The sequence below is a fragment of the Ruegeria sp. BC2 genome (assembly GCF_056539245.1).
On sequence record NZ_JBQFUQ010000001.1, the window covers coordinates 1,899,213 to 1,925,788 of the forward strand.

The 26,576-nt window shown below is 60.7% G+C and carries 26 protein-coding genes; 16 read left to right on the forward strand and 10 right to left on the reverse strand.

All coding sequences use genetic code 11. From position 1 onward, the window contains the following. Positions 1-54: 54 nt before the first annotated feature. From ACR0CU_RS09450 to coxB, 9 genes are all read right to left on the reverse strand, one after another. Positions 55-639, reverse strand: a complete 585-nt coding sequence (locus tag ACR0CU_RS09450) for a GNAT family N-acetyltransferase (protein ID WP_170446904.1) — start codon at positions 637-639, stop codon at positions 55-57. Further along, on the reverse strand, positions 639-1,901 hold the full coding sequence (locus ACR0CU_RS09455; protein ID WP_170446905.1) for a M16 family metallopeptidase: 1,263 nt from the start codon (positions 1,899-1,901) through the stop codon (positions 639-641). The genes ACR0CU_RS09450 and ACR0CU_RS09455 overlap by 1 nt, the downstream gene beginning before the upstream one ends. Beyond that, positions 1,898-3,286 (reverse strand): threonine synthase, encoded by a 1,389-nt coding sequence (gene thrC / locus ACR0CU_RS09460; RefSeq protein ID WP_170446907.1) that lies wholly within the window; start codon positions 3,284-3,286, stop codon positions 1,898-1,900. The genes ACR0CU_RS09455 and thrC overlap by 4 nt, the downstream gene beginning before the upstream one ends. Then, on the reverse strand, positions 3,283-3,960 hold the full coding sequence (locus ACR0CU_RS09465) for an SURF1 family protein (RefSeq protein WP_170446909.1): 678 nt from the start codon (positions 3,958-3,960) through the stop codon (positions 3,283-3,285). Before ACR0CU_RS09465 ends, thrC begins: the two co-directional genes overlap by 4 nt. 173 nt (positions 3,961-4,133) lie before the next feature. After that, positions 4,134-4,949: a cytochrome c oxidase subunit 3 gene (locus ACR0CU_RS09470; RefSeq protein WP_093962747.1), complete on the reverse strand. Its 816-nt coding sequence runs from the start codon at positions 4,947-4,949 to the stop codon at positions 4,134-4,136. A 22-nt stretch (positions 4,950-4,971) separates the two neighbouring features. Further along, entirely contained in the window at positions 4,972-5,547 is a 576-nt protein-coding gene (locus ACR0CU_RS09475) for a cytochrome c oxidase assembly protein (RefSeq protein ID WP_170362951.1), read from the reverse strand. Further along, positions 5,547-5,708, reverse strand: a complete 162-nt coding sequence (locus ACR0CU_RS09480; RefSeq protein WP_170337538.1) for a hypothetical protein — start codon at positions 5,706-5,708, stop codon at positions 5,547-5,549. Before ACR0CU_RS09480 ends, ACR0CU_RS09475 begins: the two co-directional genes overlap by 1 nt. Continuing rightward, a complete protein-coding gene (gene cyoE, locus ACR0CU_RS09485; RefSeq protein WP_480642898.1) occupies positions 5,705-6,661 on the reverse strand; it encodes a heme o synthase in 957 nt (318 codons plus the stop codon). Before cyoE ends, ACR0CU_RS09480 begins: the two co-directional genes overlap by 4 nt. Positions 6,662-6,743: 82 nt before the next feature. Beyond that, complete coding sequence (coxB, locus tag ACR0CU_RS09490) at positions 6,744-7,655, reverse strand: cytochrome c oxidase subunit II (RefSeq protein ID WP_170337536.1); 912 nt, start codon at positions 7,653-7,655, stop codon at positions 6,744-6,746. 176 nt (positions 7,656-7,831) lie between these two features. Here coxB and tldD point away from each other — a divergent pair, with 176 nt between their 5' ends. The 5 genes from tldD (at position 7,832) to ACR0CU_RS09515 (ending at position 14,822) form a co-directional block, all read left to right on the forward strand. After that, positions 7,832-9,253: a metalloprotease TldD gene (tldD, locus tag ACR0CU_RS09495; RefSeq protein WP_170358198.1), complete on the forward strand. Its 1,422-nt coding sequence runs from the start codon at positions 7,832-7,834 to the stop codon at positions 9,251-9,253. Positions 9,254-9,481: 228 nt separating this feature from the next. Further along, a complete protein-coding gene (gene dprA, locus ACR0CU_RS09500; protein ID WP_170446913.1) occupies positions 9,482-10,612 on the forward strand; it encodes a DNA-processing protein DprA in 1,131 nt (376 codons plus the stop codon). Positions 10,613-10,761: 149 nt separating this feature from the next. Then, positions 10,762-13,377 carry a type I DNA topoisomerase gene (topA, locus tag ACR0CU_RS09505; RefSeq protein WP_170446915.1) on the forward strand — a complete coding sequence of 872 codons (2,616 nt, stop codon included), beginning with the start codon at positions 10,762-10,764 and terminating at the stop codon, positions 13,375-13,377. 114 nt (positions 13,378-13,491) lie between these two features. Next, complete coding sequence (locus ACR0CU_RS09510; protein ID WP_040634234.1) at positions 13,492-14,196, forward strand: CoA transferase subunit A; 705 nt, start codon at positions 13,492-13,494, stop codon at positions 14,194-14,196. Then, a complete protein-coding gene (locus tag ACR0CU_RS09515) occupies positions 14,196-14,822 on the forward strand; it encodes a CoA transferase subunit B (protein ID WP_170401756.1) in 627 nt (208 codons plus the stop codon). The genes ACR0CU_RS09510 and ACR0CU_RS09515 overlap by 1 nt, the downstream gene beginning before the upstream one ends. Positions 14,823-14,872: 50 nt before the next feature. Here the strand turns inward: ACR0CU_RS09515 and ACR0CU_RS09520 are convergent, their stop codons facing one another. Then, the gene (locus ACR0CU_RS09520) at positions 14,873-15,739 is read right to left on the reverse strand and encodes a lytic transglycosylase domain-containing protein (RefSeq protein WP_170447106.1); all 867 of its coding nucleotides are present in this window, start codon (positions 15,737-15,739) and stop codon (positions 14,873-14,875) included. Between the two features lie 353 nt (positions 15,740-16,092). Here ACR0CU_RS09520 and ACR0CU_RS09525 point away from each other — a divergent pair, with 353 nt between their 5' ends. The 11 genes from ACR0CU_RS09525 to ACR0CU_RS09575 all read left to right on the forward strand — a co-directional run bounded on the left by ACR0CU_RS09525 (position 16,093) and on the right by ACR0CU_RS09575 (position 26,576). Beyond that, entirely contained in the window at positions 16,093-16,320 is a 228-nt protein-coding gene (locus ACR0CU_RS09525; RefSeq protein WP_093962753.1) for a Flp family type IVb pilin, read from the forward strand. 244 nt (positions 16,321-16,564) lie between these two features. Next, positions 16,565-16,816, forward strand: a complete 252-nt coding sequence (locus tag ACR0CU_RS09530; protein WP_170337531.1) for a hypothetical protein — start codon at positions 16,565-16,567, stop codon at positions 16,814-16,816. 276 nt (positions 16,817-17,092) lie between these two features. Further along, the gene (gene cpaB / locus ACR0CU_RS09535; RefSeq protein ID WP_170337530.1) at positions 17,093-17,974 is read left to right on the forward strand and encodes a Flp pilus assembly protein CpaB; all 882 of its coding nucleotides are present in this window, start codon (positions 17,093-17,095) and stop codon (positions 17,972-17,974) included. A 196-nt stretch (positions 17,975-18,170) separates the two neighbouring features. Then, the gene (locus ACR0CU_RS09540) at positions 18,171-19,577 is read left to right on the forward strand and encodes a type II and III secretion system protein family protein (RefSeq protein WP_093963039.1); all 1,407 of its coding nucleotides are present in this window, start codon (positions 18,171-18,173) and stop codon (positions 19,575-19,577) included. A 16-nt stretch (positions 19,578-19,593) separates the two neighbouring features. Beyond that, the gene (locus tag ACR0CU_RS09545; protein WP_093962756.1) at positions 19,594-20,223 is read left to right on the forward strand and encodes an OmpA family protein; all 630 of its coding nucleotides are present in this window, start codon (positions 19,594-19,596) and stop codon (positions 20,221-20,223) included. 197 nt (positions 20,224-20,420) lie between these two features. Next, positions 20,421-21,656 (forward strand): CpaE/TadZ family protein, encoded by a 1,236-nt coding sequence (locus tag ACR0CU_RS09550; RefSeq protein ID WP_093962757.1) that lies wholly within the window; start codon positions 20,421-20,423, stop codon positions 21,654-21,656. Positions 21,657-21,683: 27 nt separating this feature from the next. Next, positions 21,684-23,135 (forward strand): TadA family conjugal transfer-associated ATPase, encoded by a 1,452-nt coding sequence (locus ACR0CU_RS09555; RefSeq protein ID WP_170446917.1) that lies wholly within the window; start codon positions 21,684-21,686, stop codon positions 23,133-23,135. A gap of 11 nt (positions 23,136-23,146) precedes the next feature. Then, positions 23,147-24,115, forward strand: coding sequence for a type II secretion system F family protein (locus tag ACR0CU_RS09560; protein ID WP_170362931.1), 969 nt, complete (start codon positions 23,147-23,149; stop codon positions 24,113-24,115). 10 nt (positions 24,116-24,125) lie between these two features. Continuing rightward, on the forward strand, positions 24,126-25,109 hold the full coding sequence (locus ACR0CU_RS09565; protein WP_170337908.1) for a type II secretion system F family protein: 984 nt from the start codon (positions 24,126-24,128) through the stop codon (positions 25,107-25,109). A gap of 49 nt (positions 25,110-25,158) precedes the next feature. Further along, positions 25,159-25,695: a tetratricopeptide repeat protein gene (locus ACR0CU_RS09570; RefSeq protein ID WP_170446919.1), complete on the forward strand. Its 537-nt coding sequence runs from the start codon at positions 25,159-25,161 to the stop codon at positions 25,693-25,695. Between the two features lie 29 nt (positions 25,696-25,724). Next, on the forward strand, positions 25,725-26,576 hold the full coding sequence (locus ACR0CU_RS09575) for a tetratricopeptide repeat protein (RefSeq protein WP_170358176.1): 852 nt from the start codon (positions 25,725-25,727) through the stop codon (positions 26,574-26,576).

A 26,576-nucleotide genomic window follows, 5' to 3' on the forward strand; every position in this document is an offset into this window, starting at 1 on the left:
ACGGGGCCCAGATTTCGGAAACAGTCCCGCCCGCATCAGGGTCGGACGGGCGGCCTAGCCCGCGTCCGTCCGCCCGCGCCGGTCCGAGCGCAGAGACGCATAAAGTACATGCGTCCGCCAACGCCCGTTGATCTGCAGATAGGATTGCGCCACGCCCTCGTATTTGAACCCCGAGCTTTCCAATAGCCCGCGAGAGGCGGCGTTTTCCGGCAGGCAGGCGGCCTCGATCCGGCTCAGGTCCAGGCGGGTAAAGGCGTAATGCACCACGGCGCCGATGGCCTCGCGCATGTAACCCTGCCGGGCAAAGGCCTGCCCGGTCCAATAGCCCAGCGTTCCGGCCTGCGCCGGCCCCCGGCGGATGTTGTCCAGCGTAATGGCGCCCACCAGCATGTCATCCGTTCTGCGGAAGAGGAACAGCGGAACCGCCGTGCCATTGGCCACCGAGCGTTGCGCCCAGTAGACACGGTTGGTGAACGATTTGCGGGTCAGATGATCCTTGGCCCAGATCGGCTCCCACGGGGTCAGATACTCGCGCGAGGACAGCCGCAGCGCGGCCCAGTCGTTGAAGTCGGAATGCACGGGCGGGCGCAAGCTCAACCGCTCGGTCTCGAGTTTCAGCCTGCGTCTGCCCAACAGCATCACGCCGCGCGCCTCTCCTGCAGCCTCTCCAGTGTCGGCGCACCGCCCACAGGCCCGTAAAGCGCCAGCGCCGCCGGGGCCTGAACCGCCATCTTTTCCGCAAAGGCGCGGACGTCGGCGGTGCTGACCGCATCGATCTTGGCCACGGTTTCCTCGAGCGGCGGAACACGGCCCCAGATCTGCACCAGCCGAGCCAGACGCTCGGCCCGGTTCGAGGGGCTTTCCAGCCCCATCAGCATCCCGGCCTTCATCTGCGCGCGGGCGCGGGCAACCTCCTCGGGGCTCATGTCCTCGGCCGCGCGCTTCATCTCGTCGATGGTGATGGTGGCCAGCTCACCCACCTGATCGGCCGAAGTGCCGGCATAGATCGTGGTCGTTCCCGTATCGGCATAGGCGCCGGTCTGGGCAAAGATTGTATAGCACAGCCCGCGGGTCTCACGCACTTCCTGGAACAGGCGCGAGGACATGCCGCCGCCCAGCGCGGTCGAGTAGATCTGCGCGGTATAGATCTCGTCATCGCGATAGCCCGGGCTTTCCAGCGCCAGCGCGAAATGCGCCTGCTCCAGCGCCTTGTCCCGCCGCGCCTCGCCACCGGTGAACCGCGCGGCTTCCGCCTGTAACCCCTTGCGGGGTTGCAGATGGCCGAACATCTCTTCGGCCAGTTTCATCAGCTGGTCATGATCGACCGCGCCCGCCGCCGACAGGATCATCTGGTCGGGCGCATAGTGCTCGGCCACGAAGGCCGACAGGTCGTCGCGCGAAAAGGCGCTGACCCTTTCGGTGGGTCCCAGAATGGTGCGGCCCAGCGGCTGATCGCGATAGCTCTGTTCCTGCAGCCAGTCAAAGATCACGTCGTCGGGCGTGTCATGCGCCTGGCCGATCTCCTGCAGGATCACACCGCGCTCAACCTCGATCTCGCGCGGGTCGAAGACGGGGTTCAGGACGATGTCGCCGATCACGTCCATCGCCAGCGCCACGTCATCCTTCAGCACCCGGGCGTAATAGGCCGTCACCTCACGCGAGGTATAGGCGTTGATATAGCCGCCCACATCCTCGATCGCCTCGGCGATCTGCAGGGCCGAGCGCCGCTGGGTGCCCTTGAAGGCCATATGCTCGAGGAAATGCGCGATGCCGTTCTGTTCGATCCGCTCATGCCGCCCGCCAGCGGTCACCCAGATGCCGATGGCTGCCGATTGCAGCCCCGGCATCTGTTCGCTGACGATCCGAAAGCCGTTTGTTAGTTGATCCAGTCTGACAGTCACTCAGCAATATGCCTTTTGATATGATCCTCGATGGCGCCCAGATCGTTGGCGATGCGGGTCACCCGTTCCGGACGTTCATACAGATCGGACATGCGCGAGGGAAGAGGCGGATGCACACCGCTGGCCTGCTCGACCGCGGCGGGGAATTTCGCCGGGTGCGCGGTGGCCAGAGTAACCATGGGCACATCGGCGGCGCGGGTGTCTTCGGCCACCTTGATGCCCACGGCGGTATGCGGGCAGACCAGCTCGGCGCTGTGTTCCAGCGTGGATTTGATCGTGGCCAGCGTTTCCTCTTCTGACACACGGCCCGAGTCGAAGCTTTCGCGCAGGGCCTCCATCGCGCCCTGGCTGACGTGGAAGCCGCCCTGTTTCAGCTCGTCCATCAACTGCGCCACGGCCCGCCCGTCCTCGCCATAGGCATAGTACAGCGCGCGCTCAAAGTTCGAGCTGACCTGAATATCCATCGACGGGCTTATCGAGGGGATGGTGTCGCCCTTGAAATAGCCCTGCCCCGACAGGCAGCGATGCAGGATGTCGTTCTGGTTGGTCGCCACCACCAGACGGTCGATGGGCAGACCCATCCGTTTGGCGATGTGGCCGGCGAAGATGTCGCCGAAATTGCCGGTGGGCACCGTGAAGCTGACCTTGCGATGCGGCGCGCCCAGGCTGGTCGCGGCCGAGAAATAATAAACCACTTGCGCCAGCACGCGGGCAAAGTTAATCGAGTTCACCCCCGCCAGCTTGACCCCGTCGCGGAAATCGAAATCGTTGAACATGTCCTTCACGGCGGCCTGACAGTCGTCGAAATCGCCATCGACGGCCAGCGCGTGCACGTTGCTGTCGGCGGGTGTGGTCATCTGACGGCGCTGCACCTCGGAGACGCGGCCATGCGGGAACAGGATGAACACATCGACCGCATCCAGCCCCCGGAACGCCTCGATCGCGGCCGATCCGGTGTCGCCGCTGGTGGCGCCCACGATGGTGACACGCTCGCCCCGCCGCTTCAGCGCCACCTGGAACAGCTGACCGATCAGCTGCATGGCGAAATCCTTGAAAGCCAGCGTGGGCCCGTGGAACAGTTCCAGCAAAAAGTGGTTCTCGTTCAGCTGCTTCAACGGCGCGCGGGCATCATGGCCGAACCCGGCATAGGCGCGGGCGATGATCTCTTTGAACTCATCCCCGGCGAACGAGCCACTGACATAGGGCCACATGACGCGGAACGCGATCTCTTCATAGGGCAGCCCGCCCAGCGCGGCGATCTCGTCCTGGCTCAGAACCGGGATTTCGGCAGGCAGGTACAGGCCACCGTCGCGGGCCAGACCGGTCAGCATCGCCTCTTCGAAGCTCAGTTCGGGCGCCTGCCCGCGGGTCGAGATGTATTTCATTGCGCGTCACTTTCTGATGGGGCGCGGCCGCGCCACAGGAAATATCCGGTCATTGCGGCCCAGACCAGCGCCAGGCCGAACCATGTCACCGCGTATTGCAGATGGTCGTTGGGAATACCCGCCGTATCCACCGGCAGAGGCGTGATGGCGGGATCGGTCTGGCTGCGGGCAACCAGTAGGATCGGTTCGGCCCCAAGCGCATCGGCCAGCGCGGGAACGTCGCGGGCAAACCAGATGTTGCCCGCCCGGTCCGGATCGGGGGTATAGCCGTCGATCTCATCCGGCCAATGCAGATTTCCGACAACCTGCATGGGGCCGATCTGGCGTTCGGCCTGCTTGGCCGTCGTGGGCACAAAGCCCCGGTCTACCAGGATCGTGCGATCACCGGTTCGGAAGGGCGCGATGATCCGATAGCCCGGCCCGACCTGCTTGACCGAAACCAGTACATGGATTTCGCCGGGCAGCATCTCGCCCGATACCTCTATGGGCAGATAGCGGTCGGCTTCGGGATCTACCGCCTCGGGCAGCGGCACCGGATCGGCGGCGATCCGGGCTTCGATGTCGGCCAGAATGCCCTCTTTCCACGCCAGACGCTGAACCTGCCAAGTGCCCAGAGACACAAGAACCGCCAGCCCGGCGAGTCCGAAAATCAGCAGAAACAGGATCCGGCGCATATCTGGCCCTTGTTGCGTGTCATGGCGGCTCGGGGTCAAGCCGGCGTCTTGTTACGGTCTGTGCGCAAGGAAATGCAACCTTGCAATTGTACGGGGCGCAATCCCTTGCGCCCCTGATCGAGAAAAAGCCGCCCCGAGGGGCGGCTTTTGCAATTCGACAGCCTCGCGTGGCGTTACATCAGCGGTGCCTGACCCCAGATGTAGACTGCGAAGAACAGGAACAGCCAGACGACGTCGACAAAGTGCCAGTACCATGCGGCCGCCTCGAACCCGACATGTTTCTCCGGGGTAAAGTCGCCCCGCAGCGCGCGGATCAGACAGACCGTCAGGAAGATGGTGCCGATGATCACATGTGCGCCGTGGAAGCCGGTTGCCATGAAGAAGTTCGAGTAGAACTGATCACCGCCGAACTCCCAGCCTTCGTGGGCCAGCAGTTCGTAGTATTCGAAGGCCTGCAGGAAGGTGAAGGCGATGCCTAGGACGATACCGATCGCGAGACCCTGAATCAGCGCCTTGCGGTCGTTGTCGTGGACCAGCGCGTGGTGCGCCCAAGTGATCGCACAGCCCGACAGCAACAGAACCAGAGTGTTGATCAGCGGCAGGTGGAACGGGTCCACCGCGTGGATGTCAGGCTGGATGTATTCGGTGCCGGCATAGTCGTACATCGGATACATGCGATGTTTGAAGAACGACCAGAACCAGGCGAAGAAGAACATCACCTCGGACATGACGAACAGGATGAAGCCGTAGCGCAGCCCGATCCGGACGACCGGGGTGTGATCACCCGCGCGGCTTTCGGCCACGACCTCGGACCACCAGGCAAACATCGTGTAGAGAACCGCCACAAGACCACCCCAGAACACGAAGGAGGTCATGCCGTGCATCCACAAGACGGCTCCGAACAGCATGACGAAGCCACCGATCGCGCCGATCAGCGGCCAGATCGAAGGTGCCAGAATGTGGTAATCGTGGTTTTTTGCGTGTGCCATCAGCGTCCCTCACCTACAGGCGTTAGTTCGTGTTTGTTTCTGCCTGCGCATCCAGGGCGGCATAGCCCTCGGGCAGGTCGATTTCGTAGAATGTATACGACAGCGTGATCGTATGAACATACTGTGCTTCGGGGTCTTCCACCATTTCGGGGTCGACGAAGAAAGTTACGGGCATCTCGACCCGTTCACCGGGTTCCAGAACCTGCTCTTCAAAGCAGAAACAGGCGATCTTCTGGAAATAGCCACCGGCGGAATAGGGCGTCACATTGTACGATGCCTGTCCCGCGACCGGCTTGTCGGTTGGGTTGTACGCCTCATAGAAGGCCAGACCGGTCTCACCGATACGCACCTTCATCTCTCGCTCGACGGGTTTGAATTCCCACGGCATGTCCTTGGCCTTTGAGGCGTCGAAGCGAATGGTCACCACCCGGTCGAGGATATCGTCGGGCGTGGCCTCGGCAACGCCGGTGGTGCCCCCGAACCCGGTGACCCGACAGAACCAGTCGTAGAACGGCACGGCCGCCCAGGCCAGGCTGCCCATCAGAACAACCAGCCCAACGGTTTGTGCAACGGTCTTCTGCGGTCCGCTCAAAGCCATCAGTTCTGAACCTCCTCGCTGGGCACGCCGAAATCGCTGCCCGAGACCTTTACGATGGTCAGGCCGAAAATGATCACGATGAACGCCGCCAGCGTCAGCCCAACACCCAGGTTGCGGCCGAACCGGCGCTGGTGCAGCTCATGGCTTTTGCGCAGGCTCATGACCAGCCTCCCAACCCGTAGGGTTGCAGCAGCGCCTCGGCGAGGATCGCGCCGAAATGCAGGAACAGGTACAGAAGCGACAGCTTGAAAAAGCTGCGCTCGACCCTGAAATTGTCCGCCTCGGCATCGTCTTCGGTGCGGCGCGATATGGCCCACGCCCCCCGGAAGAACAGAGCGTTCAACACCACGGCCACAGCCAGGTAAATCGGCCCACCAATGCCCGAGAACGCCGTGCCCACGGCCAGCAGAGCCAGCAATGCGGTATAGACCAAGATATGGGTCCGCGTGGCGCGGCGTCCATGTGTTACGGTCAGCATTGGCACGCCCGCGTCGTCATAATCCGAGCGCATGAACAGCGCCAGCGCCCAGAAATGCGGCGGGGTCCACATGAAGGTCAGGGCAAACATCAGCCACGGTTCGAGCGTCATCGAACCCGTGGCGGCAACCCATCCGATTACCGGCGGGAAGGCGCCCGCAGCGCCACCAATCACGATGTTCTGCGGCGTCAGGCGCTTGAGCCACATCGTGTAGATCACGACATAGAAAAAGATGGTAAAGGCCAGAAACGCGCCCGCGAACCAGTTGGTCGCCAAGCCCAGCATGATCACCGACAGGCCCGACAGGGCCAGGCCCAGCGCCATCGCCTCGCCGGGCTCGACCTTGCCCGACGGGATCGGACGACCCTTGGTGCGCTTCATAACCTTGTCGATATCCGCATCCCACCACATGTTCAGCGCGCCCGAGGCGCCACCGCCGATGGCGATGAACAGGATGGCGCAGAAGCCGACGAACGGATGTACCGGCACAGGGGCGGCCAGCAGACCTACCAACGCGGTGAACACGACAAGCGACATCACCCGCGGCTTGAGCAGGGCGAAATAGTCGCCAAAGCCGGCCTCGTCCGCACTGGATTGTGCGGCAAGTGTGCTGGCATTGATGCTCGCGTCGGTCATGTCAGGTCCTTGTGGTGCGAAAGCTGCGCGAAACACGCGCAGCCTGTCCTTGGTTTCGAACGGGCCTCAGGCCCCGGGTTCGTCAGTTCGAGGCGATCTGGAACGACGCCGGCTGGCCGGCGTATTCGTCCAACGCGCCCTGTAGCCATTCCTGATAGGCTTCTTCGCTGACGACTTTGACGGTGATCGGCATGTAGGCGTGGTCCTTGCCGCACAGCTCGGAGCACTGGCCGAAGTAGATGCCTTCCTTGTCGGCCTGGAACCACAGCTCGGCCAGGCGGCCCGGAACGCCGTCCTGTTTGACGCCAAACGCCGGGATCGTCCATGAGTGGATCACGTCGGCCGCCGTGACCTGCATCACAACCACCTTGTTGACGGGAACCACGACTGCGGTGTCGGTGGCCAGCAGCCACTCATCCTCGCTGTAGCCGGCATCGGCCAGCTTGGCGCGCATCGCATCGTCCAGAACGAACGGGGTTACATCCGCATCGGCGGGGCGTGCGCCTTCGTCCAGGGTTGCCGGGTGACCCAGCAGGTAGCTGTCGAACGCAAAGTCGTGATCGACATATTCATAGGTCCAGTACCACTGGTTGCCGGTCACCTTGATGACGACATCACCCTCGGGGATTTCCTGCTGCTTGAACAGCACCGGCAGCGAGAACGCACCGATGAAGACCAGGATCAGGATCGGGCCGATGGTCCAGGCGATCTCGACCGGAGTGTAGTGCGAGAACCGCGCCGGGGTCGGGTTTACACGCTGGTTGTAGCGCACGATGCAGTATACCAGCAGGCCTGCGACCAGCAGACAGATCGCGGTGATGATAACCAGAATCATACCATCAAGGCGGTGAATCCCTTCGGCCAGGCTGGTGGCCGCCGGCTGGAAGCCCATGCCGCCGTCGACCGGCTTGCCGATGATCTCAAGATCCTGAGCCATGGCGGGAAGGCTGGAGAGGGCTGCGAACACCCCCGAAAGCATCAAAGCATTCTTCATTTTCTGTCCTGATCGTTTGATCTTTGCGTCTCTGGCGAACAGGTGTGAATCGGTCACACCTCTCCCGTTGTCTTTGGCCGCGTTAAAAACCATATTCCGGGAGGTAGATAAAGCAAAATGCTTGCGTCAAACAGACGCTATTTTTGATCTGGATCAAACGCGAAAGGCCGCAACCCATGACTCAAGCCCCGTTTCGCCCGTTCGAGACCGCATTGCCGCATGACGAGGCACTGGCCGTACTGCGCTCGGCCACCGCCGGGGCCGAAGACGGCGAGCTGTTTGTAGAGCGTCGGAAATCCGAAACACTTGCCTTTGACGATGGGCGCCTGCGCACCGCATCCTACGATGCATCCGAGGGATTCGGGCTGCGTGCCGTGCAGGGTGATGTGGCCGGTTATGCCCACTCGACAGATGTATCAATGCCCTCGCTGAAACGTGCTGCGGAAACCGCTCGGCTGGCGGTTGGTGACGGTGGAGGCACTTTGGCCGACGCGCCAAGGCGCACAAACAAGCAGCTTTATACGGATGCGGACCCGATCGAATCCGCCAGCTTCCCGGTCAAGGTCGAGACTCTGCGCGAAATCGACGGATTTGCGCGCGATCTGGACCCCAGGGTGGTTCAAGTCAGCGCCGTGATCGCCGCGTCCGTGCAAGAGGTCGAGATCCTCCGCCCCGATGGCACCATGGTACGCGACGTTCGTCCGATGACCCGCCTGAACGTGTCGGTCATCGTCGAACAGAACGGCCGGCGCGAAAGCGGATCGGCCGGAGGTGGTGGCCGCGTTGGTCTGGACGGCCTGATTGACCCGTCCGATTGGCAGGACAAGGTCCGAGAGGCGCTGCGCATTGCTTTGGTCAACCTTGACGCCGTTGCCGCTCCGGCCGGCGTGATGGAAGTCGCATTGGGCCCCGGCTGGCCCGGCATCCTGCTGCACGAGGCCATCGGGCATGGGTTGGAAGGAGACTTTAACCGCAAGGGGAGTTCGGCCTTTGCCGGGCTGATGGGGCAGCGGATCGCCTCCAAGGGCGTGACCGTGGTGGATGACGGGACGATCCCGGATCGTCGCGGATCGATCACCGTGGATGACGAGGGGACACCGAGCTCGCGCACCGTGCTGATCGAAGACGGCATCCTGACTGGCTACATGCAGGACCGGCAGAATGCGCGCCTGATGGGCGTGTCCCCCACCGGCAACGGGCGCCGGCAAAGCTATGCGCACAAACCGATGCCACGCATGACCAACACGATCATGCTGGGCGGCGATGCCAACCCGGCGGATCTGGTGGCCGAGATCAAGGACGGCATCTGGGCCGTGGGTTTCGGCGGCGGCCAGGTCGACATCACCAACGGCAAATTCGTGTTCAGCTGTACCGAGGCCTACCGGGTCGTGAACGGCAAAATCGGCGCGCCGGTCAAGGGCGCAACGCTGATCGGCGACGGTCCTTCAGCGTTGAAACGTATCCGGGGTCTGGGCAACGACATGGCCCTGGATCCCGGCATGGGAACCTGCGGCAAGGACGGTCAGTGGGTGCCCGTGGGTGTGGGTCAACCCACAGTGCTGATGGAGGGGCTGACGGTCGGAGGATCGGCCGCCTGATGCGAATCGCGCGCCTTCGGCCGGTATCATGGTTAATCCGTGCTGCCGGCCACAAAAGGAATGAACCGTAGCGCATCGAAATAGGTGGCCTGAGAAAAGTTATTACTTTCAAATATTTGCGCACCCATTCCGCGAAACCCACACTGGAACACGCTAAAATTTTCTGCGATTCACAAGCTGTTAACCCGTCACGCCGTAAACCAGTTCTGCAATCAGGCGGAGCGACGGATGACCGAAGAGCAGCTTTCTTCCAATCACCCCCCACTCCCACCCACCACGGAAGAGGACCGGTTTTCCTGGCTTCGCCTGTTGCGCTCGCGCAAAGTTGGCCCGGCAACGTTCCGGCGCCTGATGCACGAACATGGCTCGGCGCAGAATGCGCTGGCCGCATTGCCGGAATTGGCACGCGCTGCCGGAATTGAAGGGTATGAAATATGCCCGCACGGCGTCATCGAGGCGGAACTCAAGGCCGCAAAAACCGCCAAAGCGCGGCTTTTGTGCCTTGGGGCCGCCGACTATCCTATGGCACTGACCGATCTGAACGATGCCCCTCCTCTGCTTTGGGCAATAGGCGACGTTTCGGTGCTTCAGCGCCCGATGATCTCGCTTGTCGGCGCCCGCAACTGTTCGTCCTTGGGAACCAGGATGGCGCGGGCTCTGGCAGGTGGTCTGGGTGAGAGTGGCTATGTAGTCGTCTCCGGACTGGCCCGCGGCGTCGACACCGCCGCGCATCTGACCACGCTGCAAACGGGAACCGTTGCGGTCATGGCAGGTGGCGTCGACATCATCTATCCGGCGGAAAACAAGGAACTGGCCTGCGACATCGCAACCAGAGGATTGCGCATCTCCGAACAACCAATGGGCGTGACCCCGCAGGCCCGCCACTTTCCTCGCCGCAACCGGATCATATCGGGGCTGTCTCAGGCCGTCGTCGTCGTCGAGGCTGCCGCCAAGTCCGGCAGCCTCATCACGGCGCGCGACGCACTGGACCAGGGACGCGAGGTTCTTGCCGTGCCCGGCCATCCGTTCGACGCCCGCGCCGCCGGCTGTAATTTTCTGATCCGCGAAGGCGCCACACTTGTGCGCTGCGTGCAGGATGTAATCGACGCCCTGCCCCCGCAGCCGCGCAGAGCGCCCGAACCTGTCCCCGACACGGCGCCCGTCGCGCAGACAATCACTCCTCCCGAGGCGCTCCACGCCCGAATCCTGGAACGGTTGGGGCCTTCGCCTTTGGCCGAGGACCAGTTAATCCGGGATGTCGATGCGCCCGCCAACGTGATCGGCCCCGCTTTGACCGATCTGGAGCTGGATGGTTTGATCCGTCGCCAACCGGGCGGGTTGCTGAGCCTCGCCGTCTAATCTGCCGAGGTGGTTCCAACCCGGGCCGCCGGTCTCAATTAGGCTGGATTTCGGGCCTTTCAGACTGTGCATTGACAAATCCATCTTGCCCAACACATTTTGCACGGCCATAGAAGGCGCCCAATCCGTCGAGCGAGGTTTTTAACTAAATGCCTGTAGTTGTTGTAGAATCCCCGGCCAAAGCAAAAACAATCAATAAATACCTTGGCCCCGACTACACGGTCTTGGCCTCTTACGGCCACGTTCGCGACCTTCCTCCGAAGGATGGATCGGTGGATCCCGACCACGAGTTTTCGATGACTTGGGAGGTCGGCACGGACAGCCGCAAACACGTCAAGGCCATCGCCGACGCGCTCAAGGATGACAACGCGCTGATCCTGGCAACCGACCCCGACCGCGAGGGCGAGGCGATCAGTTGGCACCTGCAGGAGGCGCTGACCAAACGCCGCTCGATCAAGAAGGATACGGCCGTCAGCCGCGTGACGTTCAACGCCATCACCAAGGATGCGGTGACCAAGGCCATGCAGAACCCGCGCGAGGTGGACATGCCGCTGGTCGAGGCGTATCTGGCCCGGCGCGCATTGGATTACCTGGTCGGCTTCAACCTGTCGCCGGTTCTGTGGCGCAAGCTGCCCGGCGCGAAATCGGCCGGACGCGTGCAATCGGTCTGCCTGCGCCTGATCGTCGAGCGCGAGATGGAGATCGAGGCCTTCAAGCCCGTGGAATACTGGTCGGTCAAGGCGCTGTTCGAAACGCCGCGCGGCCAGACCTATGAGGCGCGGCTGGTCACGCTGGCCGGCAAGAAGCTGGACAAGCATGACATCGCCAACGCCACCCAGGCCGAACTGGCGGTGCAGGCCATCACCAGCCGCGCGCTGAGCGTGACCTCGGTCGAAGCGAAGCCAGCCGCGCGCAATCCCAGCGCCCCGTTCATGACCTCGACCCTGCAGCAGGAAGCCAGCCGCAAATTCGGCATGGGCGCCCGCCACGCGATGCAGGTGGCGCAGCGTTTGTATGAGGCCGGGCACATAACATACATGCGAACCGACGGCATCGACATGGCCCCCGAGGCCGTCGCCGCCACGCGGGACGCGATCAAGGACCGGTTCGGTGCCGAATACGTGCCGGACAGCCCGCGCATGTACAAGAACAAGGCCAAGAACGCGCAGGAAGCGCACGAATGCATCCGGCCCACGGACATGAGCAAAGATGCGGCCGCCCTGAAACTGTCGGATGACGATCAGCGCAAGCTGTACGATCTGATCTGGAAGCGCACGATCGCCTGCCAGATGGCTGCCGCGCGGCTGGAACGCACCACCGTCGAAATCGGCAGCGATGACGGTCAAGTGGGCCTGCGCGCCACCGGTCAGGTCGTGCTGTTCGACGGCTTCATGCGCGTCTACGAGGAAGGCCGCGACGATGTCGAGGACGAGGATGACAAGCGCCTGCCCCAGATCATGCAGGGTGATCCGGCGCGCTTTGCCAAGACCACGCTGAAGGATCAGTTTGACAAGGCCACCGCCGACGGCGCGGACAAGAAAGCCATCCTGTCGGACAACGAGGCGGTTCTGGCGCTGCAACACCACACCCAGCCGCCGCCGCGCTATACCGAGGCGACCCTGGTCAAACGGATGGAGGAACTGGGCATCGGGCGACCCTCGACCTATGCCTCGATCGTCACCACGATTCAGGACCGCGGTTACGTCCGCAAGGACAAGAACCGCCTGATCCCCGAGGAAAAGGGCCGGATCGTCACGATCTTCCTGCTGAATTTCTTCCGTCAGTATGTGGGATACGAATTCACTGCCAACCTCGAAGAGCAGCTGGACGAGGTGAGCGCCGGCGCCCGCGACTACAAGGACCTGCTGTCCAAGTTCTGGCGCGATTTCTCGGCCGCGATCGCCGAGACGTCCGAGCTGCGGATTTCGGAAGTGCTCGACAAACTGGACGAGGCGCTGGCCCCGCAGCTTTACCCCCCGCGCGAGGATGGCTCGGATCCGCGCATCTGCCCCAAATGCGGGGTCGGACGGCTGCACCTGAAAACCTCGCGGACCGGCGGATTCGTGGGCTGCGGGAACTATCCCGAATGCACCTATACCCGCCCCATCGCCGGTGAAGGTGCCGAGGGCGAGGAACGTCTGCTGGGCATGGATGGCGAGGATGAGATCTGGCTGAAATCCGGACGCTTCGGCCCCTATGTCCAGCGCGGCGAAGCCACGCCCGAGAACAAGAAGCCGCCGCGCGCCTCTTTGCCCAAGGGTTGGAGCAAGGATGACATGGACCTTGAGAAGGCGCTGACCCTTCTGAGCCTGCCGCGCGAGATTGGCGAACACCCCGAGGGCGGCATGATCAGCGCCAATTTCGGGCGCTTCGGTCCCTATATCATGCATCAGCTGCCGGATGAGGCGAAGCCGGTCTATGCCAACCTCAAGGACCCCAACGACGTGTTCGAGATCGGCATGAACCGGGCCGTCGAACTATTGGCGGAAAAGCGCGCCAACCCCGGGCGGCGCGGGCGGGCTGCGGCCAAACCGCTGAAAGAGCTGGGCGAGCATCCCGATGGCGGCGCGATCCAGGTTCTGGATGGGCGCTATGGGCCTTACGTGAAGTGGGAAAAGGTCAACGCGACCCTGCCCAAGGACATCAAGCCCGAGGACGTGACGCTGGAAATGGCGGTGGAGCTAGCCAATGAGAAGGCGGCCAAGAAAGGCACCCGCAAAAAGGCCGCGCCCAAGAAGAAAGCCACCAAGAAGAAAGCAAGCTGATCCCGGCCCCTGCGGGCGGTTAGGTAGAAATACCACCCGCCCGCAGGTTTCATTGACTTCCCAATGACGTGGCGGCACAACCTGCCCATCACCATGTCATTGGGGGAGTTTTCCATGAAGAAAGTCTATGCCAATGCCACCGAGGCCCTCGATGGGATACTTCGGGATGGCATGCTGATCGCGGCCGGCGGGTTCGGCCTGTGCGGCATTCCCGAATTGCTGCTGCAGGCGATCAAGGAGTCGGGCGTGAAGGATCTGACCTTTGCCTCGAACAACGCAGGCGTCGACGATTTCGGCATCGGCATCCTGCTGCAGACGCGGCAGGTCAAGAAGATGATCAGCTCGTATGTCGGCGAGAACGCCGAGTTCATGCGCCAGTACCTGTCGGGCGAGCTTGAGCTGGAATTCACCCCGCAAGGCACCCTGGCCGAGCGCATGCGCGCCGGTGGCGCGGGCATCCCGGGATTCTACACCAAGACCGGCGTCGGCACCGTGATCGCCGAGGGCAAGGAGCACAAGGAGTTCAACGGCGAGACCTACATCCTCGAGGAAGGGATCTTTGCCGATCTGGCCATCGTCAAGGCATGGAAGGCCGACGACACCGGCAACCTGGTGTTCCGCAAGACCGCCCGCAACTTCAACGTGCCGGCGGCAACCTGCGGCAAGATCTGCGTGGCCGAGGTCGAAGAGATCGTGCCGCGCGGTTCGCTGGACCCCGACTGCATCCACCTGCCCGGCATCTATGTGCACCGGGTCATTCAAGGTCAGCACGAGAAGCGCATCGAACAGCGCACCACCCGCAAGAAGGAGGAAGCGTAATGCCCTGGGACCGCAATCAGATGGCCGCGCGTGCGGCCGAGGAACTGGAAGACGGCATGTATGTGAACCTCGGCATCGGGATTCCGACGCTGGTGGCGAACTATGTGGGCGACAAGGATATCACCCTGCAGTCGGAAAATGGCATGCTGGGCATGGGCCCCTTCCCCTATGAGGGCGAAGAGGACCCCGACCTGATCAACGCCGGCAAGCAGACCATCACCGAACTGCCCCGCACTGCCTATTTCGACAGCGCCACGTCCTTTGCCATGATCCGCGGCGGCAAGATCGCGGCGGCGATCCTTGGCGCGATGGAGGTCGACGAGAAAGGCGATCTGGCCAACTGGATGATTCCGGGCAAGCTGGTCAAGGGCATGGGCGGCGCCATGGACCTGGTGGCCGGGGTCGGACGGGTCATCGTGGTGATGGACCACACCAACAAGCACGGCGACAGCAAGGTGCTGAAGGAATGCACCCTGCCGCTGACCGGCAAGGGCGTGGTTGACCGCATTATCACCAACCTGGGCGTGCTGGACGTGGTCGAAGGCGGGTTGAAGATCGTCGAACTGGCCGATGGCGTCAGCGAAGAAGAGATGCGCGCGGCGACCGAGGCGACCATCGTCGGCTGACTTCTGAGCAAACAGAGAAACCGAAAGGCCCGCCAATCGGCGGGCCTTTTTCAATTCATGGACTGAAAGACGCACCCGTCGGAAATCAGCATCGGCGGAGTGGCACACAACGCTCGGGCGACCTGGAAGGCAGCGAGAACCTTGGGGACATAGTCGCGCGTTTCAGCATAAGGTGGAACGCCATTGTGCTTTCGCACCGCGCCTTCACCGGCGTTGTATCCCGCCAGGACGAGAATCGGGTCGTCGTTGAACTCACCCATCAGCCAGTCCAGGTATTTCACGCCGCCGGCGATATTCTGTTCCGGCAACATGCTGTCGGTCACGCCGAACCGCTTGGCCGTGGCAGGCATCAGTTGCATCAAACCCTGTGCTCCAGCGGAGCTGACGGCAGTGGGGCGACCACCTGATTCAACGGACATGACCGCAAGGACCAGCGCTGGCGACACTTTTGTTCCTACAGTCGTACGGAGAATATCGACCCCGCGCTGCTCGACGATCTTCTGAAGGTTCTGCAGCCGCGGAGATGAAATCTGGGTCGCCGCCAAAGCCTGCAGGGCTTCGTCAAGGCGGCCTGGGCCGGCTCGGGTCATATCTGGCGATACCTTGTCCCAGAACGCCTTGTACGCGCCCACGGGGGTCTTTTTCTTCATTATGTCCGGAAAGGCCGCCGGAGGGACTTTGGTCCGGGCTATGATATCGGGCACGACCAAATCGGGGCCCGTACTGGGCGCTGAAGGTGCTGATGCGTGTTCTTGCGGACTGATCTGTACCGTCACTCGCGGGCGTTCCCCCGCTTTGGGAGCCTTGATCCGTTTGTAAACGCCGCGTGGCTCAATATCCGCAGCAGGTGCCGGAGCCGCCACGGCAACCAGCAACGCCAAAACGCCGGCGCATGTCAGTGCGTCCCGGTAAATCATTTCTGCCTGCCTCATCTGTTCTTTTGAGTTGATTTGATACGCGAATCTTCCCGCAAGGCCAGAAAAACAAAGCGAATTGGGGCGGTTTTGCCTCATTTGGCACAATTTTGCACCGCCGAAACAGCGTGGCGGGTTGGTGTTGAAAAATTTTTATTATTTATTTCAATGGTTTACCAGATTGGTGACCAAAAAGTTAAGCCTGAGGCAAAAAATTCGTTGTTTGGCCCAATTCCTGCCACGCACGAGGGGCAAACATAGTGCCATACCGAGACGGTCATGAGCCGACTGAGAGATGAAGCTCTGAAAGACCCCGAGGTTTTATTGACTTTTTGATCCTTTAGGAGGGACGTAACATGATCAAGTTCATCAAGAACTTCCGCAAAGACGAAGACGGCGCCGTAACTGTTGACTGGGTCGTTCTGACCGCAGCCGTTGTTGGCCTGGCAGCCGTTGCTTACCAGCAGATTGAAGGCGGCGCGACCGGCCTGGCAACCGACGTTTCCAGCGCCCTGACCAGCGCAACGATCAGCACCGGTTCGAACTCGGCAGCTGGTGGTATCACCACCGCCGGCAGCAACTAAGCTGACTTCATCCCAATCGGGATACAAGGCCGCGCCTGAGGGCGCGGCCTTTTCCTTTGAAGCAAGACACACGCTGCGCATCGGATTTCGGGCGCCGGGCCAAGCATGGCCCACGTTTGGCCCAAATTCCGCCACGGAGACCGCGTTTAAGTCTTTGATAATTAGTATTTAGGTGCCCGCGAGAATTCTGGTCGCCATCAGAAACCGGAACTGGGCGGGATCACTCTGTCAGGAGGGACGCGAAATGATCAAGTTCATCAGGAACTTCAAAAAAGATGATAGCGGTGCGATCACCGTCGACTGGGTGGTCCTGACCGCAGCCGTCACCGGCCTAGCAGCGATTGCCTACGCTTTGATCCAAGGCGGGACCGAGGGCTTGGCCGACGATGTTGAGGCGGCCCTATCCGACTCGGCGATCAGCATCAGCACCGGCGACAGCAACACGGCCGTTGGCGGGATCATCACCGGTGGATCGAACGGATCCGGCGGCAACTGATTTTCGGGAACTTGGCCAACCGGCCACATGACAACCGCGCCAGCCGGGCGCGGTTGTTCGCGTTTGCCCCTGCCTTCTCCGCACCGCGCAACCCATGCTGGGATACAGAAGACGCCACGTCACGAGATGCTCGTTCGCAACGTTCTGTGCCAATAAAACAACGAAAAATATCCATTTGTCCCACATTTCGACACAATTCCGATTTAGGAAATATGCTGTTTCAATGTCCTGCCCGGACCGATACAGGTCCGGCCAGAGCAATAAAGAGGTATACGCATGCGAGCTGTATTTGGTCTTGTCCTGATTGTCGGGGTCGCCCTGGCTGGCGGTGCGGTCTATATGGCCCGCAACTATATTGCCGAGTATCAGAACGCCCTGGCGCGTGAACGGCAGATGGCCGAAGAGGCCCTTGCCAACGCCAAGGTCGACGTCGTTCCGACCGTCGGCGTGATCGTATCTGAACGTCCGCTTAAATACGGCGAGCGCCTGACCCAAGAAGATGTGCGCGTCGTGGAATGGCCTGAGAATGCGGTTCCGGAAGGTTCGTTCACCGATATGACGGCTCTGTTCCCGGAAACCGGCAACAATGAACGCTTTGTTCTGCGCACCATGGAAAAGGACGAGGCCATCATGGAGGTCAAGATCACCCGGCCGGGTGAGCTGGCCGGCCTGACCTCGCGTCTCGAAAAAGGTATGCGCGCGTTCGCCATCAGTGTCGATGTCGCCTCGGGCGTTTCGGGCTTTCTTCGCCCCGGCGACGTTGTTGATGTGTACTGGACCGGATCGCTGCGCAGCGCGGTCGAAGGGGCAAACGGGGAAATCACCCGCTTGATCCAGACCAATATCGAGTTGATCGCCGTCGATCAGACGGCGGGATCGGATGTGACCGGCACGACCATTGCCCGGACCGTCACCGTTGCCGCCACGCCGGAACAGATCGCGGCCCTGGCGCAGGCGCAAAACACCGGACGCCTGTCTCTGGCCTTGGTCGGGGTTCAGGATGAAACCATCGCAAGTGCGATTGAGGTTGACCAACGCAAACTGTTGGGAATCGAAGAAGCAGCGCCCGCACCGAAGAAAGAGGCCGAGAAGGTCTGCACCATCCGGACTCGCCGCGGCGACCAGATCGTCGAGACCCCGATCCCCTGCACAAACTGACGCCCATTCAGAGCGTTACCATGCCCGAGCCGCGCATAATGCGCGGCTCGTTTCGTTTGGGTTGTTGCGCATTGTCCACATAAGGAAAATTCCAGAAACCCTTGATTATTGCAATAAATCCGGAATTCGCGCAGAGTTCATCACCATAGGGCATAAGACCCAAAAAAATAGAGTGGTGATCGGAGAGGCAGGTCACATGACAATACGTTCCTTGATTGGTTCGACCCTTTTGGGGTTGGCCCTAGTTCTGAGCCCGGTCGGCGATTCCGCCTGGGCCCAAAATCTTCGCGTGGTGAAAAAGGGCACGGCGGAAACGCTGGATGTGCCCATGAACCGCGCCATCGTGGTTGAAAGCGAACAGCCGTTTGCAGAGCTCAGCATCGCGAATGCCGGCATTGCGGACATCTCATCGCTTTCGGACCGCACAATCTACGTCTTGGGCAAAGCACCAGGCATGACGACGCTGACACTGTTTGACGGCGCCGGAAACCTGATCACGAACGTCCGCGTTCGCGTTGCGCCCGATGTGACCGAATTCAAAGAGCGCCTGCGCCAGATTCTGCCAAATGAGCGAATCGAAGTGCGTACCGCCAATGACGGCATCGTTCTCTCGGGCACGGTCTCCAGCGCAGCTAAACTGGCGCGTGCTCTGGAACTGGCCGAGCGCTATGCGCCAGAGCGTGTGTCGAACCTGATGAATGTCGGCGGCGTACAGCAGGTCATGCTGAAGGTCCGCTTTGCCGAGATGAACCGGTCGGTCGCCAAGAACCTGTCCGCCTCGCTTGGTTTTTCCGGCGGTGACGCGACCGGTGGTATCAACACGCTGAACAACCAGTTGTCCCTGAGCAACGCGTTGGCCAACAACATCCCGGCGGTTCAGTCGAATACCGGCGCAATTCTGTTTGGCTTTGGCGCAGGTTCCACGCAAGTCCGGCTGCTGCTGGAAGCGCTGGAAGCCAAAGGCTTGGCACGGAGCTTGGCCGAGCCGAACCTGTCGGCGCTGTCCGGGCAGGAAGCAACCTTCCTCGCCGGTGGTGAAGTGCCGATTCCGGTTCCTCAGGATGACGGTGTGGTTGCCATTGAATACAAGGCTTTCGGTGTCGAGATCGACTTCGTTCCGCGCGTCGTCGACGGTGACCTGATCAACCTTGAGATGGCGGCAGCGGTGTCCAGCATCGACACCAGCTCGAACTTCACCATCAACGGTGACACAGTCCCCAGCTTCATCACGCGCCAGACCAGCACAACGGTCGAACTGCGAGATGGTGAGAGCTTTGCGATCGCCGGCCTGATTCAGGACGACTTCACAGACCTGAGCAACCAAATCCCGTGGTTGGGTGACGTACCTGTTCTGGGCGCATTGTTCCGCAGCGCGGAGTACCAGCGCGAGCAGAGCGAACTGGTGATCATCATCACCGCGCATCTGGTTTCCCCGACCCGTGGCGAAGCCCTGGCGCTGCCGACCGACCGCGTGAAGCCGCCCAGCGAATTCGACCTGTTCATGAACGGCAGAACTGCCCGGACGGAACGGGTTGGTAATGGAGCCGCATCGGAAGTCGCCAAGCAGGACTTTGGCAATTCCTACGGCTACGTCCTGGATTGATAGGGAGGACAGACCAATGCAGAAGTGGATCATCACACTGGGTCTTACAGTCGCTGTCGCCAGCTGTACCCGTGAGGCCGGCTATGAAGTGGACCAGGGCGCGTTCGGCAACGCAACGCTGAACAACATCCAGGTCATGAATGGCGAGTTGACCTATGGCCAGATCCTGGCGCAGCGATTCGCTGCCGAGGTTCCGACCCAGATCAACTTTGCTTTCGACAGTGCGCAGCTGGATTCGGCAGCACGCCAGATTCTGCTGTATCAGGCGAACTGGATCAAACAGTTCCCCGAAGCACGTTTCCGCGTGTACGGCCACACCGACGCCGTCGGATCCCAGTCCTACAACAACAGTCTGGGTCTGCGCCGCGCGCAAGCGGTCGTCAACTTCTTCGCGCAACAGGGTATTTCCCGCTCGCGTCTGGAAGCTGTTGTTTCGTATGGCAAAACGCAGCCACTGGTGGCCACGCCAAATCGGGATCGCCGCAACCGCCGCACCGTTACCGAAGTGTCGGGTCTGGTCGATCGCCATCCCAACATCCTGGACGGCAAGTATGCTGACTTCGTTTATCGCGAGTACATCGAAAGCGCGACATTCAAGAGCCAGCTGCGCCGCGAAACGGCCATCGGCGACACCAGCGAACAATAATCAGAAATTGGGCGGCATCGTCGCCCAATTCCCTACAATTGGTTTTTTTGCGCCCAATTCTTGCCCCACTTCCACGCAACATTGTGAACAATTGGGTGACCTGCGGCCAGAATTGACCGCTTAGGGCGACAGCAAGCTGAAACACGGACTGGTATTGTATCGACGTTTGCTGCGCTCTCACGACGAGGATTGTGTTAATGACGAGCGCAACGCCGCAAAACGACGACACCGGCATTCTGGCCTGTACCATCAGCCGAGATGTCCAGAACTTCGACCTGTTGATCGAGGACATGGAAGCCGCTTTGGGCGAGCGCTGGGGTGACCTTGGCTTTGCCGAGGCCCTTGCCTTTTTTAGCCAGCCCGAAGCCGAGTCTCTTCAATTCGTGGCCTTGGCGATCGACGGTGAGGACGAGGACAATCTGACCTTGATGGGTGAGATCATCACCCAGGCCAAGGAAAAGAAGATCAAAGTTGTCCTGATTGCCGAGGACGTGACCCCCGCCGCTCTTCATCAGTTGCTGCGCAAGGGGGCCGATGAATTCGTCCCCTACCCTCTTCCCGAGAACGAACTGCAGGAAGCGATCGACCGCATGAATGCGCCCGAACCTGTCGTGACTCCGCAACAGGTTTCCGTCCCGCTGGCCTCAGGAGCTTCGAAAGAAGGCGCTTTGTTTGTTGTTCAGGGCTTGGCCGGCGGCGTCGGTGCAACGACTCTGGCCGTGAACCTGGCTTGGGAATTGGCCACCGTATCGCAAAAGGATGCACCCAAGGTCTGCCTGATCGATCTGGATCTGCAATACGGAACCATCTCGACCTATCTGGACCTGCCCCGCCGTGAAACCGTGTTCGAAATGCTGTCGGACACCGTGGCCATGGATGACGAAGTGTTTGGGCAGGCTCTGCAGACATTCGACGAAAAGCTGGATGTTCTGACGGCCCCGACCGACATGGTGCCTCTGGATATTCTCACGCACGAAGATATCCAGCGGGTGATCGACATGGCCCGCAAGCACTACGACTATGTCGTGGTCGACATGCCGAAAACGCTGGTGCACTGGTCCGAGACCGTTTTGCAGGCCGCGCATGTCTATTTTGCTCTGATCGAACTGGATATGCGGTCCGCTCAGAACGCGTTGCGTCTGAAACGCGCCCTTCAGGCCGAGGAATTGCCGTTCAACAAGCTTCGCTTTGCGTTGAACCGCGCACCCAAGTTCACGGACCTGAGCGGCAAAAGCCGCGTCAAGCGCATGGGTGAAAGCCTGGGAATCTCGATTGACCTGCAGCTGCCGGATGGCGGCAAGCCGGTCATGCAAAGCGGCGACCATGGTCTGCCTTTGGCCAGCTCGGCCGGCAAGAACCCTCTTCGCCGCGAAATCGCAAAGCTTGCTCAATCCTTGCACAGCCTCGGCAGCAACAGCGCCGAAGCGGCATAACAAAGGCTATCAGGGGGAGAAACCGCCGTGTTCTCACGTTACAAGAAACCATCAGGTGCGCAGCCGGTTGCGACCCCTTCACAAGCCCCCAAGGCCGCCGAAACCCCAGCTGCTCCGGCAGCTGCCCCCTCGCCGTCCACCGCGATTGCCCGCAAACCGGTGGCCAAAACCGCGGCGGAAGCCAAGGGCAACGACCGCGAGCGCAAGCGCAAGGAACGGCTGAGCGAAATCAAGATCGAGCTGCATCGGGAGCTTCTGGAAAACCTGAACTTGGCGGCTCTGGAAAATGCAGCCGAAGCCGAATTGCGCACCGAAATCAGCGCGATCGCGAGCGAGGTTCTGGAAGCCAAGAACATCGTTCTCAATCGCGAAGACCGGACCCAGTTGAACAAGGAATTGTACGACGAAGTCACCGGTCTGGGTCCGCTTGAAACACTGCTTCAAGACGACTCGGTCAGCGATATTCTGGTCAACGGTCCGCATCAGATCTTTGTCGAACGCTTCGGCAAGCTCGAACTGAGCGACGTGTCGTTCAAAGACGAAAAGCACCTGATGCGGATCATCGACAAGATCGTGTCCGCCGTTGGTCGCCGGGTCGATGAATCCAACCCCTATGTTGACGCCCGTTTGCGCGACGGGTCTCGTTTCAACGCCATGGTTCCACCGATCGCGGTGGACGGGTCCCTGGTTTCCATCCGGAAATTCAAGAAAGACAAGCTTGGCATCGACGATCTGGTCAATTTCGGCGCGTTTACCGAAGAAATGGCCGCGTATCTTCAGGCCGCCGTCTCCACTCGTCTGAACATCATCGTGTCTGGTGGTACGGGTTCGGGTAAGACGACCACGCTCAACGCGCTGTCCAGCTTCATCGATGACGCAGAACGCATTCTGACCATCGAGGACACGGCGGAACTGCAGCTGCAGCAGACCCATGTGGGCCGGATGGAAAGCCGCCCGCCCAACGTGGAAGGCAAAGGCGAAGTCAGCCCGCGCGACTGTCTGAAGAACGCTCTGCGGATGCGCCCTGACCGCATCATCGTGGGCGAAACGCGCGGCGCCGAGGTGATCGACATGCTGCAGGCCATGAACACTGGCCATGACGGCTCGATGACCACGATCCACGCCAACTCGGCTCGCGACGGTATCTCGCGACTGGAAAACATGATCGCGATGGCCGGGATCGAAATGCCGATCAAGGCCGTGCGCAGCCAGATCGCAAGCGCTGTGAACCTGATCGTCCAGGCCAGCCGCCTGCAGGATGGTTCGCGCCGCATGACCTCGATCACCGAGATCACGGGAATGGAAGGTGACGTAATCTCGATGCAGGAAATCTTTAAATTCCAACGAGTTGGCCTGACGCCCGACAATAAGATCATTGGTCATTTCACGGCCACCGGCGTTCGCAGCCACTATTCCGAACGGTTCCGTCTGTGGGGGTATGACCTGCCCGCATCGATCTACGAACCGACGACAATGTAGGAGATCAGGGCATGCAACTGCCAACCGAGGCGCTCATCTATGTCGCGATCTTCGTCGGGGTTCTGGCGCTGGTCGAAGGTATCTATCTGGTGGCTTTCGGCAAATCCATCAGCCTGAACAGCCGCGTCAATCGTCGTCTGGACATGATCGACAAAGGTGTCGGACGCGAACAGGTTCTGGAGCAGCTGCGCAAGGAAATGCAGCAGCACATGAAGTCGCAGAGCATTCCGCTCTACTCGCTGTTGGCCGACAAGGCCCAGAAAGCGGCGATTGCCTTCAGCCCGCGGCAGCTGGTCATGATCATGGCGCTGGTGTCCATGGTCGCGTTCATGGGCCTGAGCATCGGCACCAGAACCGACACCATCCTACGTGCGGCTCTGTCGATCGCAATCGGTGTCGGCGCTGTCTATGCCTGGGTCAATCACAAGGCCAAGAAGCGGATGGGCATGCTTGAGGAGCAGTTGCCCGATGCAGTGGAACTGATGGTGCGCTCACTTCGGGTCGGCAACCCTTTCGTTTCGACGATCCAGATCGTCGCGAACGAGGTGCAGGATCCGCTTGCGACCGAATTCGGCGTGATTGCCGACGAATGCGCCTATGGCCGTGACGTGGGCGAGGCGTTGAAGGACATGGCCGAACGTCTGGACATGCAGGATTTGCGCTTTCTCGCGGTCGCCGTTGGCATCCAGCAGCAGTCGGGCGGCAACTTGGCCGAGATCCTTGACGGGCTTGCCAAGGTGATCCGTGCACGGTTCCGTCTGTTCCGCAGGGTCAAGGCGATCACGGCCGAGGCGCAGTGGTCGGGCAAGTTCCTGTCGGGGTTCCCACTGTTTTGCCTGGTTTTCATTCTGGTCAAGGACCCCGGGTATTATGACTCGGTTCTGGACCACAAATGGTTCATTCCTGCCTGTTTTGTCGTGGGGATCATGCTGACGCTGAACCTGATCGTCATGCGCATTCTCACCAACATCAAGGTCTGAGGACACGACCATGGAATTTCTGACCCAAATCAACGATATGCTGACGGATCAATTGGGCGAGTTCGGCCCGCTGATCGTCGTCGGCGTGCTGGGATTGTTCATGGTTCTGGTGACCATTCCGATCCTCTTGAACCAGCCGGAAGATCCCTTGAAAAAGCTGCAGCGTGCAAATGCTGCACCCAAAAAGGAAAAGCGCGGCAAGAAGGATCAGCTGCGCAACTCCGGCCGGAACGAACAGCTTGAAAAGTTCGCGACCTTCCTCGAGCCGAAAGATGAAGAAGAATACTCGGCCATGGAGCTCAAGCTGCGCCAGGCCGGTTACCGCTCGAAAGACTCTGTTCGGTTCTTCCACTTTGCGCAATTTGCGTTGGGGATCACCGGGATCGTTTTGGGTGTTCTCCTGGTGACCGTATTTTCAAACGGGCAGGAATTCACCGGCCAGCAAATGATGATCCGCGTTCTGGTACCGGGTGCCATTGGATACTACATCCCCAAATACTGGATCACGCGCCGGATCGAAGAGCGCAAGGAGAACATTACCGCGGGCTTTCCCGACACGCTTGACCTGATGCTGGTCTGCGTGGAAGCTGGTCAGTCTCTGGACCAGGCGATCGTGCGTGTGGCCGGCGAGATGAAGGCCTCCTACCCCGATATTGCCCAGGAATTTGAGATCGTCGCCTATGAGATGAAGGCCGGCAAAGAGAAAGATCAGGTTCTGCGCGATTTCGGGACGCGTTGCGGGGTCCAGGATGTGAGCTCTTTCGTAACGGTGATGATCCAATCGGCCACATTTGGTACTTCGATTGCTGACGCCCTGCGGGTTTATGCCGGCGAGATGCGCGACAAACGCGTCATGCGCGCCGAAGAAGCCGCGAACAAGTTGCCAACGAAAATGACCCTTGCCACAATGATGCTGACGGTGCCGCCGCTGCTGATCATTCTGGTCGGTCCCTCGGCAAAAGGCATCATGGAGTTCGGTAACAGAGGCCAATAAGCCCATGCCCTCATGCAACCGGTGCGCCCGCTTCGGGCTCCACCGCCTGATGATAGCCACCGCGGTTATTGCCGTGGTGGCTTCGTGTACGGACCCAAGTCTTTCGAACGGGCCTTTCGCCCCCGGCGTCGACCCCAAAGGTGGGCCGATTGACGAAATTGCTGTCGGGAACCGATTGATGGCAGCCGGAGAATACGAACTGGCCATGGAATCGTTCACCCGCGCGGCCCTGACGGAAGGGATGACCCCGGAAATCCTGACCTCGATCGGAACCGCCAATCTCGGCCTCAGGCGGCTGGGACAAGCCGAACCCCTCTTGCGACAAGCGGTCGAGAAAGACCCGGATTGGTCGGTTGCGTGGAACAATCTCGGCGTTCTGCTGATGGAAAAAGGTGAGTATGCCGAGGCCGCGCAGGTCTTCCAAAGGGCCTATGCGCTGGACAATGGCGAAAGTGACGCAATCCGTGACAATCTTCGCTTAGCGCTCGCAAAAATGGAAAATCCTGTTAATAATACACCACAAGAACAAGAATATACGCTGGAGCAGCAAGGGAACGGAGCTTTCCTGCTGCGGAAGAACCAGTAACAGAGGCAAGAGCAGTAAGGGACGCAAAAATGCGCCAACAATTCCTGATTCCGACAGTCGTCGTGTGCGGGCTGATCCTGTCTGCATGCGCAAAAGAAACCGAAGAGGAAAAGGTCGAACGCACGTTCCAGGAAGTGAACGTCATCGATGAGACGAACCTCAACGACGTGATGCTCAATGCGGCTGACCCGAATGAGGCAGTGACCTATTTCCGTGGAGCAGCCGGCAAGAATCCAGATCGGATCGATTTGCAGCGCGGCCTTGCCATTTCGCTGACCCGCGCCAAGCGCAGCACCGAAGCATCGGCCGCCTGGAAGCGCGTGACCGCGATGTCCGGTGCAACGAACGCGGATCGCGTCGATTATGCGGACTCGTTGGTCCGCAGTGGTGATTGGAAGGCGGCAAAGGCAGCGCTGGACCAGATCCCCCCGACCTACGAGACGTTCAAACGCTATCGGCTTGAAGCCTTGGTGGCAGACGCCAGCAAGGATTGGAAGCGTGCGGACCAGTTCTATGAAACCGCGATCGGGCTGACCACACGGCCGGCTGGCGTGATGAACAACTGGGGGTATTCCAAGTTGACCCGCGGCCAATATTCCGAGGCCGAGCGCCTGTTCACCGAAGCCATCCGACAGGACAGTTCACTGTTCACGGCAAAGAACAATCTGGTTCTTGCCCGCTCGGCCCAGGGGAATTATTCCATGCCGGTGATCCCGATGTCCCAGACCGAACGTGCGGAACTCTTGAACACGATGGGCATCTCGGCCGTGAAGCGCGGTGACATCAACACTGCCAAGAACCTGTTCCGGGAAGCCATCGCCACCCATCCGCAGCATTTCGACGAAGCGGTCCGGTCGCTCCGCGCGCTCGAGGAAGCATAA